5 protein-coding genes and 2 tRNA genes are annotated in these 17433 nt (G+C 36.3%); 3 read left to right on the plus strand and 4 right to left on the minus strand.

Going from position 1 to position 17433, the window contains the following annotated elements:
• Positions 1-45: 45 nt before the first annotated feature.
• On the minus strand, positions 46-1059 hold the full coding sequence (locus BLS98_RS14775; RefSeq protein ID WP_089737261.1) for a terpene synthase family protein: 1014 nt from the start codon (positions 1057-1059) through the stop codon (positions 46-48).
• Positions 1060-1407: 348 nt separating this feature from the next.
• Here BLS98_RS14775 and BLS98_RS14780 point away from each other — a divergent pair.
• The 3 genes from BLS98_RS14780 (at position 1408) to BLS98_RS14790 (ending at position 2470) form a co-directional block, all read left to right on the plus strand.
• Positions 1408-1480: transfer RNA gene (locus BLS98_RS14780), tRNA-Phe, on the plus strand.
• 231 nt (positions 1481-1711) lie between these two features.
• The gene (locus BLS98_RS14785) at positions 1712-2182 is read left to right on the plus strand and encodes a hypothetical protein (RefSeq protein WP_139166131.1); all 471 of its coding nucleotides are present in this window, start codon (positions 1712-1714) and stop codon (positions 2180-2182) included.
• Between the two features lie 215 nt (positions 2183-2397).
• Positions 2398-2470, plus strand: a tRNA-Phe gene (locus tag BLS98_RS14790).
• A 121-nt stretch (positions 2471-2591) separates the two neighbouring features.
• Here BLS98_RS14790 and BLS98_RS14795 read toward each other — a convergent pair.
• The 3 genes from BLS98_RS14795 to BLS98_RS14805 all read right to left on the minus strand — a co-directional run bounded on the left by BLS98_RS14795 (position 2592) and on the right by BLS98_RS14805 (position 17262).
• Positions 2592-3950 (minus strand): hypothetical protein, encoded by a 1359-nt coding sequence (locus tag BLS98_RS14795; RefSeq protein ID WP_089737263.1) that lies wholly within the window; start codon positions 3948-3950, stop codon positions 2592-2594.
• 86 nt (positions 3951-4036) lie between these two features.
• The gene (locus BLS98_RS14800) at positions 4037-10333 is read right to left on the minus strand and encodes a hypothetical protein (protein WP_089737264.1); all 6297 of its coding nucleotides are present in this window, start codon (positions 10331-10333) and stop codon (positions 4037-4039) included.
• 11 nt (positions 10334-10344) lie between these two features.
• The gene (locus BLS98_RS14805; RefSeq protein ID WP_089737265.1) at positions 10345-17262 is read right to left on the minus strand and encodes a hypothetical protein; all 6918 of its coding nucleotides are present in this window, start codon (positions 17260-17262) and stop codon (positions 10345-10347) included.
• Between the last annotated feature and the right edge of the window lie 171 nt (positions 17263-17433).

The following is a 17433-nucleotide window of genomic DNA, read 5'->3' on the forward strand; positions in this document are numbered from 1 at the left end:
CTATTTTTAGTTCTTGAATTATATTGATTATAAGTTTATTTCTCTTTATATTTTGTTCAGCTTTTCCCGAAGCTCAGCAGCATTGGGAAATTCCATCATGTTATAGCGATCTAGTTTGGTAGAAATATTTTTCCATCCACTAAGTACCATACTCATGTAGTGCACCCAATTGACCACTGCTTCCTGCCAGATTCCAAAATCAGGAAGAGAAGATTGTAATTCTAAAAATTCTTTCAGGTCTTTATTATGTAGTCGCAAATCTTCAAGACATGCTTCTTTAAGAGACATTTGGCGTTCGTTCTGAATCACTTTTACAACGTTATAATAAATACTCCCTGTTGCCTCATCCTTTATTACTGATTGTACTTCATTAAAAAAAGTTACCAAATGACAGGCTAATGCCTGTAAACGTTGAATCACCGGATGGGCATGAATTTCTGGAGGAAGAGTAATACCTGTTTCCACTTCCGTAAGCTGAAGAAAAGGGTATAAACATATTGAGTTCTCACGCAGAGCAATACACTCTGACACACTGGGATAGGTTTTATTTTTCTTATACTTCAACTCAGTTTCTAACCCTAGAAAATACTTACTTATCATTTGTGTGAAACGGGAAATTGATTCTTCCGGAATAAACTGTAGCAATTCCGATCTTAGGGAAGCCAACATCTTTCCTAAAGGGATTCCTGAGTCTTCACCACTTATCTCTCCTTTTAATACAGCTATTGATTGCTCATGTACATATCCAATATCTTCAGGCTCACTTTCTTCATAAAGATCATCATTATAAAGAGTCCAAAGCATTAATCTACAAATAGGCTTGAATCGTTCGGGGGTTGCAGTAGGAAACCATTGAGCAGCAATATGTGCCGTTTTAGTTTTCTTGTATTTTTTGCGAAGATCAGGATTTTGCTCATAAAGCCAAAGGTATTCACCATCAATCCACTGATTCTCGGTAATCTCCTGCAACTGTTCAGCGTAGGGATTTTTTAATGTTGGGAACGGGTACCTAAACTCCTTGTACAGAAGTTCAAGTGTACTAAATTTTTCTGTATTCATGATTATGGTTTTTAGCGTTAACTAACTGATTACTAAGATAAAAATAATCTAAATACAATCTTAATTTATTTCACATAATATTGATATTTAACATTAAATTTTATTACATTTCCATATTTAAACATAATAAAATACGCATTAATACTCGAAAAAATATAAATACACTCACTGCTAAAATCATTGATGTTTTTTAAGATTTTGGTTTCAAAACAATCTTCTTAGAAATTAATTAAAAAATAACAATGAATTTATTTTATCTAAAAAATTTACACAAAAGCTTGCATCATATAATAAAATAGTATACTTTTGCACCACTTTAAAAACGACAAAGTAAATCAACAATATAATGGTTTCTTAGCTCAGTTGGTAGAGCAATGGATTGAAAATCCATGTGTCCCTGGTTCGATTCCTGGAGAAACCACTTTAAAAACCTCTGATTATTCAGAGGTTTTTTGTTTTATAATAATCGTTACCTGAATACCCCACTGTCTCCTTCTATTGGATAAGCCATCTTTCACAGTGAAAATATCCTGTCCATTCTTTACTTTTCTATCTTTGAATAATTGTATGTTTTTGTGAACTTTTTATTTAAAAACTTTTTTACATTTGGAAAAAACGAAAAAGTCACTACATCTTTTAAATCCTACATTTTATGAAAAATTTAATTCTCCTTTTTTTATTATCTCCATTGGTGTGCATGGCCCAATTAAATTATAAGGATCTTACTTTTTTGGCCCATAATAAAATTGATAAAAACATTGAATATATCAAACACAAAGGCTACGTTTTCAGACAAGAAAAAACAACAGGAGATGGTACAAAACAAGTTTACTATGAAAAAGGAAAGCTAAGCAGAACAATGGTTGTCATGCGCGTATTAAATAACTTAAGCGTTGTTATTTCTTATGTCCCTGAAGAGCAAAATAATTTTGAAAATATACAGAATGAAATCAATAAAACAGGGTTTAATCTGATAGATTCTACTTCAAGTGACAGAGATTCCTGTTCCTCTTATCAATCAAAAGAATATTTTACCAAGCTTTGTGAAGTACAATTTCCCGGAAGCACTGAAAAATCTCACAACATTACTTTTTACAGAAAAGATATTTCCTCAAACAATTAAATATAAAACAAGATCAATAGGATTCTTAAAAATTCAAAAAATCACACAAGTCCTTTCCATTAGGCAAATCATTGACAGATAAACCATTGCTCTATAACAAAAGACTCAATACTATATTTTTTCAAAAAAAAGTGGTTAAAACTTGCATGGTATCGCAAAATGTTATACTTTTGCAACACTTTAAAACAACGAAGTAAGTCAAACAAAAATATAATGGTTTCTTAGCTCAGTTGGTAGAGCAATGGATTGAAAATCCATGTGTCCCTGGTTCGATTCCTGGAGAAACCACTTTAAAACCTCTGATTAGTCAGAGGTTTTTTTTGTTATATATGATAAGTACTATTGATAAACAATAAGCTCCCTCAAATTAATTTGAGGGAGTTCTTATTTTGAAAAGTGTTAAATGATACTATTTTTTAATAATAGCTTTCAGGTTTTCGATTTCTTTATTCTGAGAGATAGCATAGAGTGTTAATTCTTCAATTTTCTGAAGTAATTTGATTTGAAAATCCCCTAAAGACAATCCATTATCCGTCATTTCTTTTGCAGAAGGAATTTCCGGAAGATGTTTTTTTTCTGTGATAAATTTTTCAAGATCATTAATTCCTCTTAAATTATAATCGGAAGCAAAAACATGATCTGCTGTAGGCGTGGCAGAAACAAGAAATTCTTTGGCTTCCAACTTGCCTTGAACAGCAACATTACCGCTTTCTTTCCAACTCAAAACATTAAATTCAACATCCCCTTTCTTAACTCCTAACGCTCCTCCTGTCCAGCCATAAAGAAAAGGGCCATCCAGCAGAGAGTTATCACTATTGAATCTTTTATATTTAAGACCATGAGCTAAATCATTACCACCTAACTGGATAGGAAATCCAGCAGCAATATTGATTCCTCCGGCAACATCAAGTTTAGCCTGAGGGCCGATGGTTCCAATCCCTACATTTCCAGTATCCGTAATAATCATTCTAGAACCATAATTATTTCCATCAGCAGAATAGCTCCAAAACTGTAGTCCGTCACCATATCCATCAGTCATATTATAGATTGTCCATCGTTGGGCATTATTGGGTGCTGTTTTATTAGGATTCTGTAAAACGACAGATCCCCCTTCACTACTATTGACTTTTGATGTAATTGCTCCTCTTACATCAAGTTTCTCCTGAGGATTATCTGTACCAATTCCTACGCTTCCATTATAATATACAGAATGCTTCCTCTGCCCAGCCAATGGTTTAACATATATATCCGAAAGCCTAGCCTGGTCTACAAATGCTTTATCATAAGAGAACTGTTTGATTCTTAAAGCATATGGGTTTCGATTGGTATCTGTATGATAAATGGTGAATTTATATTCATTTCTTGCTGAATCCCATACAATATCTCCAATGTAAATATTATCTAAAATAGTTCCTGCTGCTTCTACAATTCTTGACGTTGTGGGATACCAGACACCTCCATTAGGATTAAGCCCGATCTCAAATTGTTTTTTTATAATACCAACACTTGTCTGATGCATAAACGTACCTGTAATTTCAATTTCCAAACTTCCATTCAGATAATTATTTCCTAAAAGAACATCCACTGCCAAGTCACCTTGCTGATGAGGAAATTCGACATATAAATATTTATGTTTATAGTTATCAGGAAAAATAGTTTTATCTTCTAAATTGGCATAACTATCTATAAAATCTCCAAACTGACTTTCAGTTGGTCTTTTCCCTGCTTTGAAATATTCTTTTAATGCTGCAATTGTTTTTTTTGCCATAATTTTTGTTTTTTGGTGAATAGTTCCTCCTTTTTCTTACTGTAGGGAGGAACTATTTTGTTATTATTAATTGTGTGAAAGGTTAATTAAGGTCTTACAATGAAAGTTCCCTGTAAAATCATTCCATCTGTTCCGTCATGAGAAATTCCACCGACATCCGTCCATGTTTCTTCTTTGTATATCGTAAGGATCTTTTCTTCAGTACTGAACATATTAGAGGTATTCTGAGCTACCATTTTGAAGTGCTGATAAAGGACTCTTCCTTCTTCATCTTTAATCTTCATAGGATCCAGACCCAATTTTTCTACAGGAAGGAAAAACTCATTTCCAGTCATATCAAATGTTTCTGCAAAGAACCATTCTTCTTTATTGGTTGCCGGATTATTCCCATACAGATACAATTTGGCTTTTGAAGTATCTTTTTCATCTGTATCTATTCTGGCAATTTCTTTCCAGTTCCCTACAGGGCCCATTTTATACAGGTGGTATTTCCCTTTATAACAAACCTGATCCCAGGATAGGATTACCCAATTGATCACATCCGATTCTACTGGCTCAGAATGGTATCTCAACACTGGGGCTGGTGGATTATAGTTTTCTACCAGCATAGTTACCGTAGTCTTTGAAGGTAACGATGGGGCCTGTTCCTGTACATTCTTAGCAACCGGAGGTGAAACAGCATAATCTGTTGTGGTATACTCCACTTTTCTGGAGGCTACTACACGATAGAAAAGTGCATCTCCATAAGGTTTCTCATCCAGATCTTCAAATTCGTCATACACCTTCCATGATCCGTTTTCAGGATTCACTTCTACATCAGCAATCTTCACGTTTTTAATGTGTTTCATGCTTAATATGGAATCTGAATCCAGTTTGTTAGTTGCCCTGTAAATAGAGATTTCATTGATCTTGTGTACATCTGTATAAGAATTGATTTCAATTCTTACTTTGGCTGAAATTCCTAATGTTGCATTGTCTACAACCGGCAATAAACTTAGAATCTTTGGTGGTTCAGCAGGATTGGTATTAACCAGTTTAATAGGTCCCTGGAACTTACTGAACTCACCCATCTGCATTTGATTTCCTAATTCTCTTACTCCGTAGAAGTAGAAGTTATCCGAAGCACCATCAAGGGTAAAATCGGTAAACAGTGTTGAATGAGCAGTTCCGCCTTGTCCCTGACTGTATATAGCTGCCATTGGTGCCATGTCAAAGTCTTTATGATTCGTAGGCAGTAAATACCCTGAAGCATCCCTGATATTCTGCTTTTTATTTTTAGGTCTGTGTCCTTTCAGACTGTTGAAATTAAAATTATGAATCTGCTGATAAATAAGAGGCACTTCTGTAAGAGGCAGGAAACAGTTGGTCATTGCTTCTTTGATAAAATGTCCTAAACGTAATTCATCCGATTCACCTGGAACAGCTTCAATCACAATTTGTTTAATCAGGTACTCGCCATTTTTCCACTTTATTTCATCCAATTGCTTAGCATATCCGCTCTGCCCTACTTCCAGTTTAAAATGATCATTGTGATTTTTAATAAAATAATTAATGGCATCAAAGAATATTTTACTGTTCGGAAGTGGCATGGTGAATTTTACAGGACCGTCTGGTGGAAGTGCTTCAAATGTTGTTGCATTTTTATCACAAAGCATATCAAAATCCACAAAATTCATCCATCTGTCATTGAAAAACTCTTCATCATTACCTCCAAGAGCATTAAGACTGTTTTTAATTTCCTTAATCTTCTCCGGTTCATATAGGGAAGCCAGTAATACTGCATTATTTGCTCTGAAAAACTGTACTGAATATGGTTTATGATCATATTCTGTAATAAAGCTATAGGTTGATTTCCCGAATTTATCCGGCCTTGTTGCATACTGAGAACCTTTTGGCTTTCTTGGTTTCTTAGGTTCTACAATTCTATTGGCAAACATCACGGCAGGAACACTGAACTTAGATTTGTATTGAATTCCCTGCATATCCACATTGTCGTGATCTACACTTTTAAATCCAAAGATCGAATATCTTACATCTTCATTTTCAGAAGGTAAAACAGCATCCTCTACTAAATTGTTAGCTTCATTCTTATACAGGTACACCCTGTAAGAAGGATAGTAATTAACTTCCAGATCATTTCCAATAACCGGAGCTGTAGGAAGTGCAGGTGGGGCTTTCGGAAATGAAGGCAACGATGGCACGTAAGCAGGGTCATAGTCAAATACAGGTAAATGAGTATTGCTGTCTTCATGGAACCTGAAGTTTTCATCATATACATAGACTACAAGATCCTTAGGTTTTCCAATATTTTCTATTTTCACCACTTTAAAAATAGATCTGGATTCTTTAGGCTTACCAGCATTGTAATTTTCTCTGGTAAATAGCCTAACAATTCCATTCATCCATTCTACAGAGTTCATAGTATCTGAAAACTGTGCATGCTGAGCCAGCTGGAACCCTGGGAATGTTATTTTATAAACTCCCTGATGGACCATAGGATAAGGAAGTGGATATTTAATGACTTTCTCCTTACTATTCTGATATTTTTCAATTTGTTCAAAATGTTTTTCCACTTTGGCTTTTTTCCAGAACCCTCTACTCTTTTCAAGGAATCTCTGAATGGATCCGTCTGATTGCTGTGTATGAATAATCTCTCTGTGGATTTTCCAATCATTGGTTCCAATTTTCACTTTCAGTGAGTTTGGATTTTTTGGCCCCCAGGTTGGTGTATTCTGCATATTTTCAGTAGCGTTGAACAATCCTTCAGTACCGGGACTGAATGCAGGAAGTACAAGACTGCTCTGATCGATGACTGGTGAAGTACCAGAAATAATAGCGGCACTTGGTGCTTTTTTAAACACTGTAAATTTCAATCCTGAAGGTTTTACTTCAATACCGTTGATGATATAACTTTCACCATCCAATAAGAAAATACCTCCGATAAAATCATTGATCGTTGTTCCTGCCGGAATCTCTGATCTTAAAATATGTTCCGGAATTGAAGGCTGCGCAGGATTAGGAGATCCCGCAGGAATAGTTCCTCCTGAACTTGGAAGAATATAATCTACAGTTTCAATCTCTGCCAAAAGTTGATTACTTGGGTGATGCTGTATATTTGATACTTTCGCAGAAATCTCTTTCATGGTATAATTTCTGTAGAAGATCTCCACTTCATCTGCCATTACTTCTTTATCATCCGGAAAAATAGCATTCGGATCCAAATAATAGTCTTCATCCAACGTAGAATCAAATGGAATAGGATATACAATTTCATCCTGATAAATATGATGATCAAAGCCTAATCTTACCAATGTTTTATCTGTACCTCCAATTGCACCTCTGCGAATCTGCTCTCCTTCAGAAGTCAATGTTACAGGATTTTCTTTCTGGATAAGGAAAGCTGTTGTTGCCGTTGGAGGCAATAACCTGTTATTGGGTTTAATTTTGGTATCAATTGACAGTTCTTCACCTCCAACCTGTGCTCTTGAGAACCAGTTGATTCCATATCCTTTATAAAAGTAAGTTCCACTTTTATCCTGCTTATGCATATATAATGGAGCATAAGTATTCGGAATCTGAAGAGGCAATGTTTCAAAAGAATTAGCCTGGTCATCTACGTTATAATATTTTGTATCATGGCATAATTCCGGCTTGATCCAATTAAAATCATCAGTTTTTCCAGGTTCTACCACACGGTATTCAAGACCTGCATATACAGGAACCGTAAATGAAGAGGCATCAAATTTCTGAGTTGATCCAAAGAAAGCAGGGTTTACTTCAAGTTCAGGAATCTGGTGATTATAAATACTGATGTAACGGTATTTTCCATTATGAGAATATCCCTCTGCATTATACAATCCTGCAGACTGTGGATTATCAGAATCCATTCCTTTATTCAGTTTCAACAGTTTTACAGGCAAAGAAAGTCTTTCAATTTCTGTAGAAACAGGAAGAGACATAGAAAGTAACTGATAGCTTTTATCCTCCGAATTGATATCCAGATTTTTATTGGTATAATATTCTGCGATATAGATATATTCGTTTCCGAAAACTTCTTCTTTGATATCAAGATATCCTAATCCCAGCATTCTTGCTACGTGGTAATCCAGGGCAGCAATATTTAAAATATCCAGATTGGAAACCTGCATATCCCCTTCCTGAGGTGCATCTGTACTCACCTCAACCACCTGTTGAGAACCTGTAGGTGATAGGTTGATAGAAATGGTTTCATTCCCTTTTGGATTCTGCTGATCATTACTCAGCTCTATATATCTTTGAACTACTGTTTGAATATCTCTGTCTAAAGGACCGGTAGAATCATGTTCCCATTTTTTATGATAATTTTCAGTATTTACATAAGCTTTATCATTATATCTTAGCCATGCTCCATGAACAGGGTTCTCGTTAGGTAAAGGGTCTAGCCTTTCCAAAGCTACCTCTCTTTTATCAGTAAGGGAAAATTCTCCCATCAGCTCCCATGCGTTAGCCTGATTTCTACTGATGATAAAATCTGAATAGAATTCAAATTGAATTTCGGTAATCACACAGTTAGCAGCTCTGAAACGCAATGTTTTCCCGTTTTCTGCATTGAAATAGGTATGGGCAAGGTCATCAACATAAAGTGCTTTTCTGTATGAAAGCTGCTGCTGAGAGATGTTATTCGGCCCTTCTACAGAAAGTGCTTCCAAATCCACTCTTGAATTCGACTGCAGCTGATCCGTTTTAAAACTTGCAGCAAAGAAAATATCTGTTTTACACAAAACCTCAATAATTTCTTCACCATATAACTGCATGAATTTAAGAGGATCAGACATCGGATCTGCAAAAAGTCTTGCCTGTGCGTATTTTATTTTATTTTTAAAATAGACATAAAAAATTCTACTGTCATTATTAAACTTATAGACCCACATCTTCTTATTGTCATCAATAAGCTGAGGTATTTGTACAAGCTCTAAATTGAAGATTTTCCTTTCATAAGGTGCTCTGTATACATTGACAAAGTCACTAGGTTTGTTGAAATTGCTTTTGGTACCTGCCAGTTTTCCTTTAGGAAGGTGATTTTCTCCTAATTTACCTCCGAATCCCCATCTCAGGTGGATTCCTTTGGTACTGTCCTCTCCTTTGGATCCTGCAGCCTGAAGGTAGAAATTAGGGGTTTGTAATCCTGAAAATTCATTGAAAGTGATCTCTGTTCCATTGCCACCATTTCCATTACATGCATCTCCATCAGTACGTAAATTGTCTGTAATATTAAAATCAAAATCCTTTTTCTGTACATCTACACTGACACAACGATAAGGAGCATTGTTGAGTTTAAGATCTTTTTCTGACAACTGAAATTTATTATTCTGAGAAGTGTTACAGGTATTAATTGTATTGTCTACAAGTCCTGTAAAACGACCATTATAAAAACCTCTAATTGTCACTTCATTGCCATTAATTTGATCAATAATAAGCTCTCTACCATTAGCTTTTTTAACCCAGATTGGATTATAACCAGATACAGGATCTGCATATAGAGAAAAGCTAAAATTTTGCCCATTATCTACGCTAGCATAGAAAAAGTCTTTTCCAAAGGTAAATGTTGCCCATTTGCCTTCCCAGGCTCCATATAAAAACACATTCTTATTAGCTGATACCAATACAGGAATATTATTAACTCTCCCTGACATATATACCTCATATGAAATCTTAGCTCGTCTGCAATAAATTCCATTCAGTACGATAGGTGTTCCGCCTGTTGAAACATATACAGCAGTATCCACTGGGGTATTCACCTGTCCGGATAAACGTATTCCACGTTTCACTCCATCGGTAGTTTCTTCATTTGCGCTGATAAAAACCAGCTCACTGTAAGTACTAATCCCAGTAACGTCCAGGGTTGCCCCTGAGTTACTGTTATTAATAATATCTGTTCTTGACTCTATATCTCCATCCCAACCTAATAAAAGAGTTCCACAGATCCCTGTTTCTATATCTTTAAAAGTTAGATAAACCATTGAATCGACAAATACTGCAGCATACATACGGCTATCATCGGTTTTGATGGATGGAAAGCTTTTACACCATAATATTTCTCCATTTCCTTTGATTCTCATCACAACTGGAGTTGTGTAGGAAGTTAGTCCTATCACAGCAAAATCACCATCTTTGAAAGGCAGTACTTTGTGAAAAGTAGTACGTGCTGCCTGAATAGGTTGAAAGGTTTTACTCCATTGTACATTACCAATTTTATCAAGAACTGTAATCAACCCGGATACGTTTCCTGATACATTTCCTGATGTATTTATGGCTCCTACCTGCATTACATATCCCTGGTTATTCGCAGAAGAGTTAACTACTGCACTAGAACCTGAATAATTATAATTTTTAAAAAAACTCATTTTAGATTTAATTAATTGTTTAGTTTTAATTCGTTGATTGTCACTCTGCTTTCCGTAACTTCAGTATAAGCTGATCCATCCCATGATTTATACATGAACTGCAGTTTTAATTTCTGATCCTGGATCTTATTGCTTTTATGCACCACTAAAATCTGAGAATAATCTTTCGCATAGATGAGCTGGAAGTTATCATTATGCTTGTTTAAGGCATTAAGAACCTTAAGACATTCCTTCATATCATCCAGTGGAATTCTCGGATCATTAAATGGTTCCGGGTTTCTTATCAGTAAAGCGACCACATCATTATTGGAATTCACTATTTTGACAAATTCTGTATGGGTAGGAGGATTTAATGGTTTTAGTCCCATAACTCCTTCAAAAGCACGGTCAAACGGCTCTGAATAGGTATTAGATAATGCTTTTAAATTTGGATTTTCAGCACCTTCTGAAGCTAAAATATAGAGATCATTAAGCTGTTGTTGTTTAAGATCTGCTTTCACTTCATATATAGCCTCTTTCTGTCCTATCACTACGTTTTTATCATCGTATTCTTTCAGTTGATAACTTTCTACCTGCTCTTTAAAGTCCCTGTATCTTGAAGTTCTGAATACAAACTCATGGATCTTCTGGTTCTCTTCGTATACTTTTTCCGGATCTTCCGTTGTAGGGGCAGGCTGCGTCTTATACTTCCCGTCTCCATCATCATCAAAGGCATTGAAAACCATCGCTGTGTATAATTTTTCCGGATGCAGATCTGTAAGCTCTACTGAATACTTATATGATTTTGGCTTAACAGGTTTTCCCAGATCAATGCTACAAGCTATACCAGAGTTCCCTTGGTTAACATGATTCACATAGTTCAGCATCTGCTGAATACCCAACGGTAGATTTGGATCATTTTCACTCCAGTCTGGTATCACTCCTGGTACAGTTTCATTTTTCTTCCAGTCTTCAGGTAGAGGATATGGAATACTCACATTCGTTATAGGATCTTTGATCACCATATTGATGCTTCCCATAATTCCCTTCACTCCCATTTCTGGATGTTCAGACCAGTTCTTAAGCATATTATAGATATAAGGCTTGGTGAAGAAGAATTCTATTTTACATTGCTTATGACCATAGAATAATGGTTTTGACATTAAAAGATCTCCGTCTACATTAGGATATGATTTTTTTAGATCGATATATGATTTTAGAGAAGTAATAGGGTATTCATCTATATTTTTCTTTTTATTTGTCAGATTTCCATCAGCATCTTTAAGTTTTTCAATGTATTTGTCATTTTTCTTCTCAAAGTGTCCAATAGGTCCAGCTGTTTTAAAGGCAAAATAATAATCAATGATATGTGGTGTATCCCCGTTTACATTATCTTTCAGTTTAAGATTGATATAGTATACACTGTTTGGTCTCCAGACTGGCTGTACCACCTTACTCATTGCTTCCTGCATCAATTGCATATCAGCCTGTACAGCAGGTTGTGATGGGATGGTCTGCTGGTATTCATGCTCTTCCGCTGTAATCCATTTCACTTTGTGGAATAAAGTATAACAATTCGTCACTGTATTTCCAGGATCATTATTGTCATCTGTGCAACCACAATTCCCAAGATTAAAGATGATATCACTGATTTTTTTAGTCAGCATCAATGCTTCTGACATTGTAGCACCAGTTGTATTCAAATGCATCTTCAATTTTTCTAAGAGATTTTTTAATTCCGGATTATTCTCAATCAAACCATAATCGATATTTGCACTATCAAAATCATAGATATTTTTGATAAAGACATCAAAACATTTTCGATTGCTACGTAGCTCTGATACATCGTCACCTCCATAATTCTGAATACAAGTATTCAGTTGTTTCATAAGATTGGTAAGGAAATTACACAGTCTCGTATCTTTTACACATGACTCTTCCTTTGGAACACACCCACAATCAGGAGTAAATTTCAGGTTAAGAGGTTTCTGAGTCGTTCTACTCACTTTAATGATCACTGCTTTAGTAGTATCTTCTTTCGGATAATCACTTGAGTAGCAAATATCAATACCATCTGCTTTATCTGTAATTTTTGTAATAATACTATTATGCTTAATTACCTGAGAACTAAACCTGGCAGGTAAAAATAAGAAGATTACAGAATGGGTATTGAAGTCCACAAATGGCGGAGTATCTCCTCCTGTTATCATTTTATATGGAACTTCATAATCTGCCCATTTAGTTGCTACCTTAGACATGTTAAAGTTCACTACTCCATTTCCGAATCCGTTATAGTTATTTTGCACATGCATTACGTTAAAATCAAGCTCTTTACACTCAGAAATAGTACAGCCTCCTGCTTTCAGTTTTACCAATATCTCAAGAAGTCTATCATATTCCCTCTGTTCTTCCTCAGAAAGAATAATGCGGGTTACTTCACCCGTTGTATTGGCGATTGCATTGGCCCAAATCTGATCTATCTGTGCGTTGATATCATCGATCTCCTGCTGGTTGACATTATATGGTATAATTTCAATCTTGCTTACATACTGACCTCCATAATTAACTGAATTATAAGCAAGCTCTGATCCCAATTCTGCTTTAGTCTTGGTTACTTCTGCAATCAAAGCATAATTCTGATAAACCGCATTAGAGAATACATCTTTATAATATCTGATGGTCACCTTACTTGCCATAGTAGAAAGTAATAACCTTACTTCTGCAGAAGATTCCGGAAGCAGAACAACCATTGTATTTCCATTGGTCATCTTCAACGACTTCGGCTCATTATGTGGATTGGATGCATTGGAAACCACCATATAGTCTGTATCATCTGATACTGTTCCCAAGAGGTTGTAATACGCTCCATTAATTAAGTTATACGGAGCTCCTGCCGGTTGGTTATAAACCGTTCCTACAGTTTTGTCCAACACATTAGACTCATGCCATACCTTTTCTGTTTTCGTACAGAATAGAGAAGAAGCTGTAATTCCGTATTGCTCAGGAATAAACCATCCCGGCTGTGCAGAATCTAAGAATGAGAATGGTGTAGACGCCAAAATTCTGATGGTATCATACTTTCCATTTATTTTCTGCCAGAATCCTAATTTAAATTTATCAATATTACCGATATTGTTTGCCTCAGTGTCAGTTAATACTGCTCGGTAAGGATTATATTTGTTCCATGCAGTTCCCTGTTTATTAAGAATTTTAATCTCTACATCTTCAAGGGAATACTGATGTTTCACCTGTCGAAGTACGTGACCTCCCGGCTGCGTTTTATGAGGTGGGATCAAATCTGTATATTCAGTGGCTCCGCTGGTATGTCCTCCAATTTTCTCACCTGCAGCTGCAGTTGGAATAAGCCCTTTTTCAATTTTAATATCGATATAGGTATCCAATGGAATTGTAGGCAGTTTTTCGTGATCTTTAATTGCTGGCAATGGAACATTATTAACCTGTACCACAGGAAGATCAAAGGTTTCATTGGTCAACATATGAACTCCTTTCACCGCATTTTTCAGTCGTTCTACTTTAGGGTAATCAATATGTGGCGGATCTGATTCATGCGTAAGAGGAGGAACTGCGCTTGTATCTACATCAGGATTTTTCTCCCATTTGATGCTTAAATTAACTTTAAACTTAATTTTAAAGATCCCCAACCTGACTTTGAGTTCTAATTTAAGTTGTGCCAAAATCAGGAACGGTAATATAAGTTCTACTCTGAAATAAATAGAGACAAATAATGACACACTTACAATGAAAAGATTGATCTCTGCTCCCCCTTCCACGTAAATATATCCTCCTACCTGAGGTCTTTCAAAACTGATGTGAGCCCCCACTTCAATAGCGGCGTAAACTTTTACAATGATCAGATTCAGGTTAAAGTCTACCCTTGCTCCGGCTTCAATTCCTTTGGCGGCAATCATCAGATAAGATTCTGCCCGGATATTCACCGAGTCTTTAAACAGACTGGCTCTGATTGGTTTCTCTCTTGTTCCGAAATTGACATACCATGGTTTTTGGTTTTTAAAGAAGAAGCCCATCTGAACTTCAGCCTTAATGTCAATAAATGAACCGTTATTTTTGTTGAGCTGGAAGTTACCCCCTGCTCCAATTTCCAGTGAATTGTCACCTACAATTACGTATGCATAGAATGGCGGAACTTTAGGGTCATCTTCAGTCAGTCCAAGACGTTCACTGATGATCGTTAATCCGGCATCAATCGCGAACATACTCGGTACTGAAAGCAATACCATTGCACGCAATGAGGCAAGACGACCATCTAAGGTTGCCAGGGAAGCTCCTGCTCCAAAAGAGAATGGTGCGCTATACTCCTGCGTATGCTGAGGTCCGATAAATTTATCCGTATTGATTCCTCGCTGCGGATGTACATAATAGTCGTACCAGCTATTATTTTCGGTCATTCCGATGGCCTTTTTATGGGCAATATATCGGTATCCGATAAGTCCACGGAACCCAAAAATACCAAATGAACCTAATGGAATAACAAATGGCAATTCAACGCTTGCATCTACCAGGAAACCCGGATATTTAGGGTCAAAAGCCATTTCTGCAGAACCGGAAATATTCATTTTCGGCAGCTGAAGAGAAACTTTCCCTCTATATTCTGTAGATACCCCTGGCTCTGGGATGGTAAGAGCTCCTTTGATAATGGCTACTGCAGACGTTGCACTGGCCGTTCCCGGAATGACAAGATCCACTTCAAGGGTTGAGATATGGAAATAAGAATCTTTATAATCTCCTTCACTTCCTCCGTATTTCGCAACCATTTCATCATTATCAGCTGTATAATAATATTTAACGCCATTTCCTCTTACATCAAGGCCTAATGGGTTGATATTGATCCCGCCATCAAATCCGATATAATTGTAGGTACGCATTTTATCTTTATACATACGCTGTACGGTTCCCATATGGATGGCTGTAACTGCCATACGTACCGGTCCTAAGTTCAGATGAAGGTTGGTTGGAATAATAGAACTTCCACCGGCGATTTCAAATTTACCATTAGCATAGTAACGGATAGCAGGTAAATCAATTCCTTCTTTTCCTAACAGCCTTTCTCCAAATGTGTCTTCAGGGAAAGTAATTTTGGTATCTGCTTCAATATAGAAGTTGTCATTTTTCTTCCCAATTTCTACTCTTTGCAGATTAAATGTAAGGATATCGAAAAGATTCATTGGCAGACCGAAAGGCAGGATAGCAGCAGAAAGTTTGAAATTTTCTTTGCTTTCCCATTCTCCAACGACATCAATGATCATGTCCTGACCATTATAACCTTTGAATTTTTTGATTTTCAGTCCAGCATGTAATGAAGAACGCACCACTTGCCCCTGGTGGAAATCAATATCAAATTTACTGAATCCTAATTCCCATGATTTGTCGGTATCTTTTCCAAGGTTAAACCATAAGGTACGGTTATCATTATCAAGACTATCCATAGACAGACTTGCCAGGAATTTATAATAGTCTTCTTCTTTCTGGAATTCTCTATAATCTCCTGCAACGGTTCTTAATCCCATTGGATAAACAAACTTAAGTTCAGAAGGCGATGCCAAACCGTTCATGAAATTCTTCAATTCATCCATGCTATGAATAGCTGTTTCATTAGAACTGCTCATGGATTTCACTTTCAGATTAGTATAATCAAGTGTAAAAAACTTACTGAAATAATCAACAACTGTTGTCTCGGTTCCTTCAGTTTTAACGGCGTAAGTAGGTCTAATGGCAATATTCCCTGAAAGTCCTCCGGTTCCGATCAGCATATGATTGGCTGAGATACCGATGGTCTGCTGTTTATTCCCTTCAGGATTTTTCTTTTTAAACCATTTTTTCGGAAGGAAAATCTCGGTGTATTCCATATACACCCCCATAAATTCCTTGGGTCTTCCGTCTGCATCAGCTTCAGCAATATTTTCCGTTCTGCTGAGGTCAATTTTCAGGTTGTGAATATCAATCACAAAACCTGTATTACCGATCTGAGCAGGATTGCTCATATTCAGAACCAGATCCATATTATAACCGAAACCTTTTTCAGTATCTGCATAGAATAAAGCTTCACCAAAGCTTATGGTTACTTTTTTAGTATCATCTTCTATAACCTCTAAAGGGGCAGTCGGGTGCTTTAATGGATTTACAGGCTTTAAAATACTTCTTGGAAATTCGATCGCTGCAGAAAGTATTAAGGTGGCCTTAAATTTCGGAATTACCACTTCTTTGATGAACTCATCAATATCCTGCGGCATCAGGGATTTAAAGAATGTTTTTACTTTATTTCCTGTTTCCTGAAGATCACTAGTCAGAAGATACGTTGCAAAAGCAACTAATGAAGCATATTTTCCTGCTGATTTGTGAAAAATATCCTGTACCACTTCTGTAACTGTTGTAGCATTGGATGGTAATGTAAGTCCCAAATTCTGTGAAGCATTAATATCCTTCACAAATTGCATCAATGGGGTAATATTCTGATCCGAAGGTCTTACAAAAGTATTCACAAAATGGGCAATCGCCTGTTCTTCTGTTACGTTGAGCACTCTAAGCGCTACCTCGAAGATCTGTTGAGGTTCAAAGGAAAAATTTCCTAAGCTGAAATAGCGTAAATACGCCAGGATCTTCCATTGGTATTCAACCGTAATAGGGAATGCAGAAATTTTGGAATCATTGTCTTTAAGATCCGGATTCAGAACCAAAGCGATTCCTGTTCCGGGAATTTCGATATCGATTCTTTTCGAAACGATCGATAAACTGTAAAAAGCCGAGTCTCCTTTTGGCCCTTTACTATATTGTAAATCTTTATAGTAGATTGTGTCGAGGAGGTTGGTAACCCCATCTTTTATAAATCCCAGAATGTCCGGGATGTCGTCTTTTGTAACCACAGAGGATAACCTCGGGTAATACCTGTGTGTTACCGGTGTTTGATTTGACATAAAAATAGTTTTGTGTTTGGGTGAGTGGAAGGCTTTCGTTTAGGCAAACAAAAGCCTTATTAAGTAGGATTTACTTAATTTTCCCGTGGTGTTAGAATGTTTCAATCGAGTTGACAGGCTATCAATTTATGATTAGATCACCATAAAAAATAATAAAACAAGTTTTAATAA

Origin of the sequence: Chryseobacterium jejuense, assembly GCF_900100075.1 — a bacterium.
Classification (GTDB): domain Bacteria; phylum Bacteroidota; class Bacteroidia; order Flavobacteriales; family Weeksellaceae; genus Chryseobacterium; species Chryseobacterium jejuense.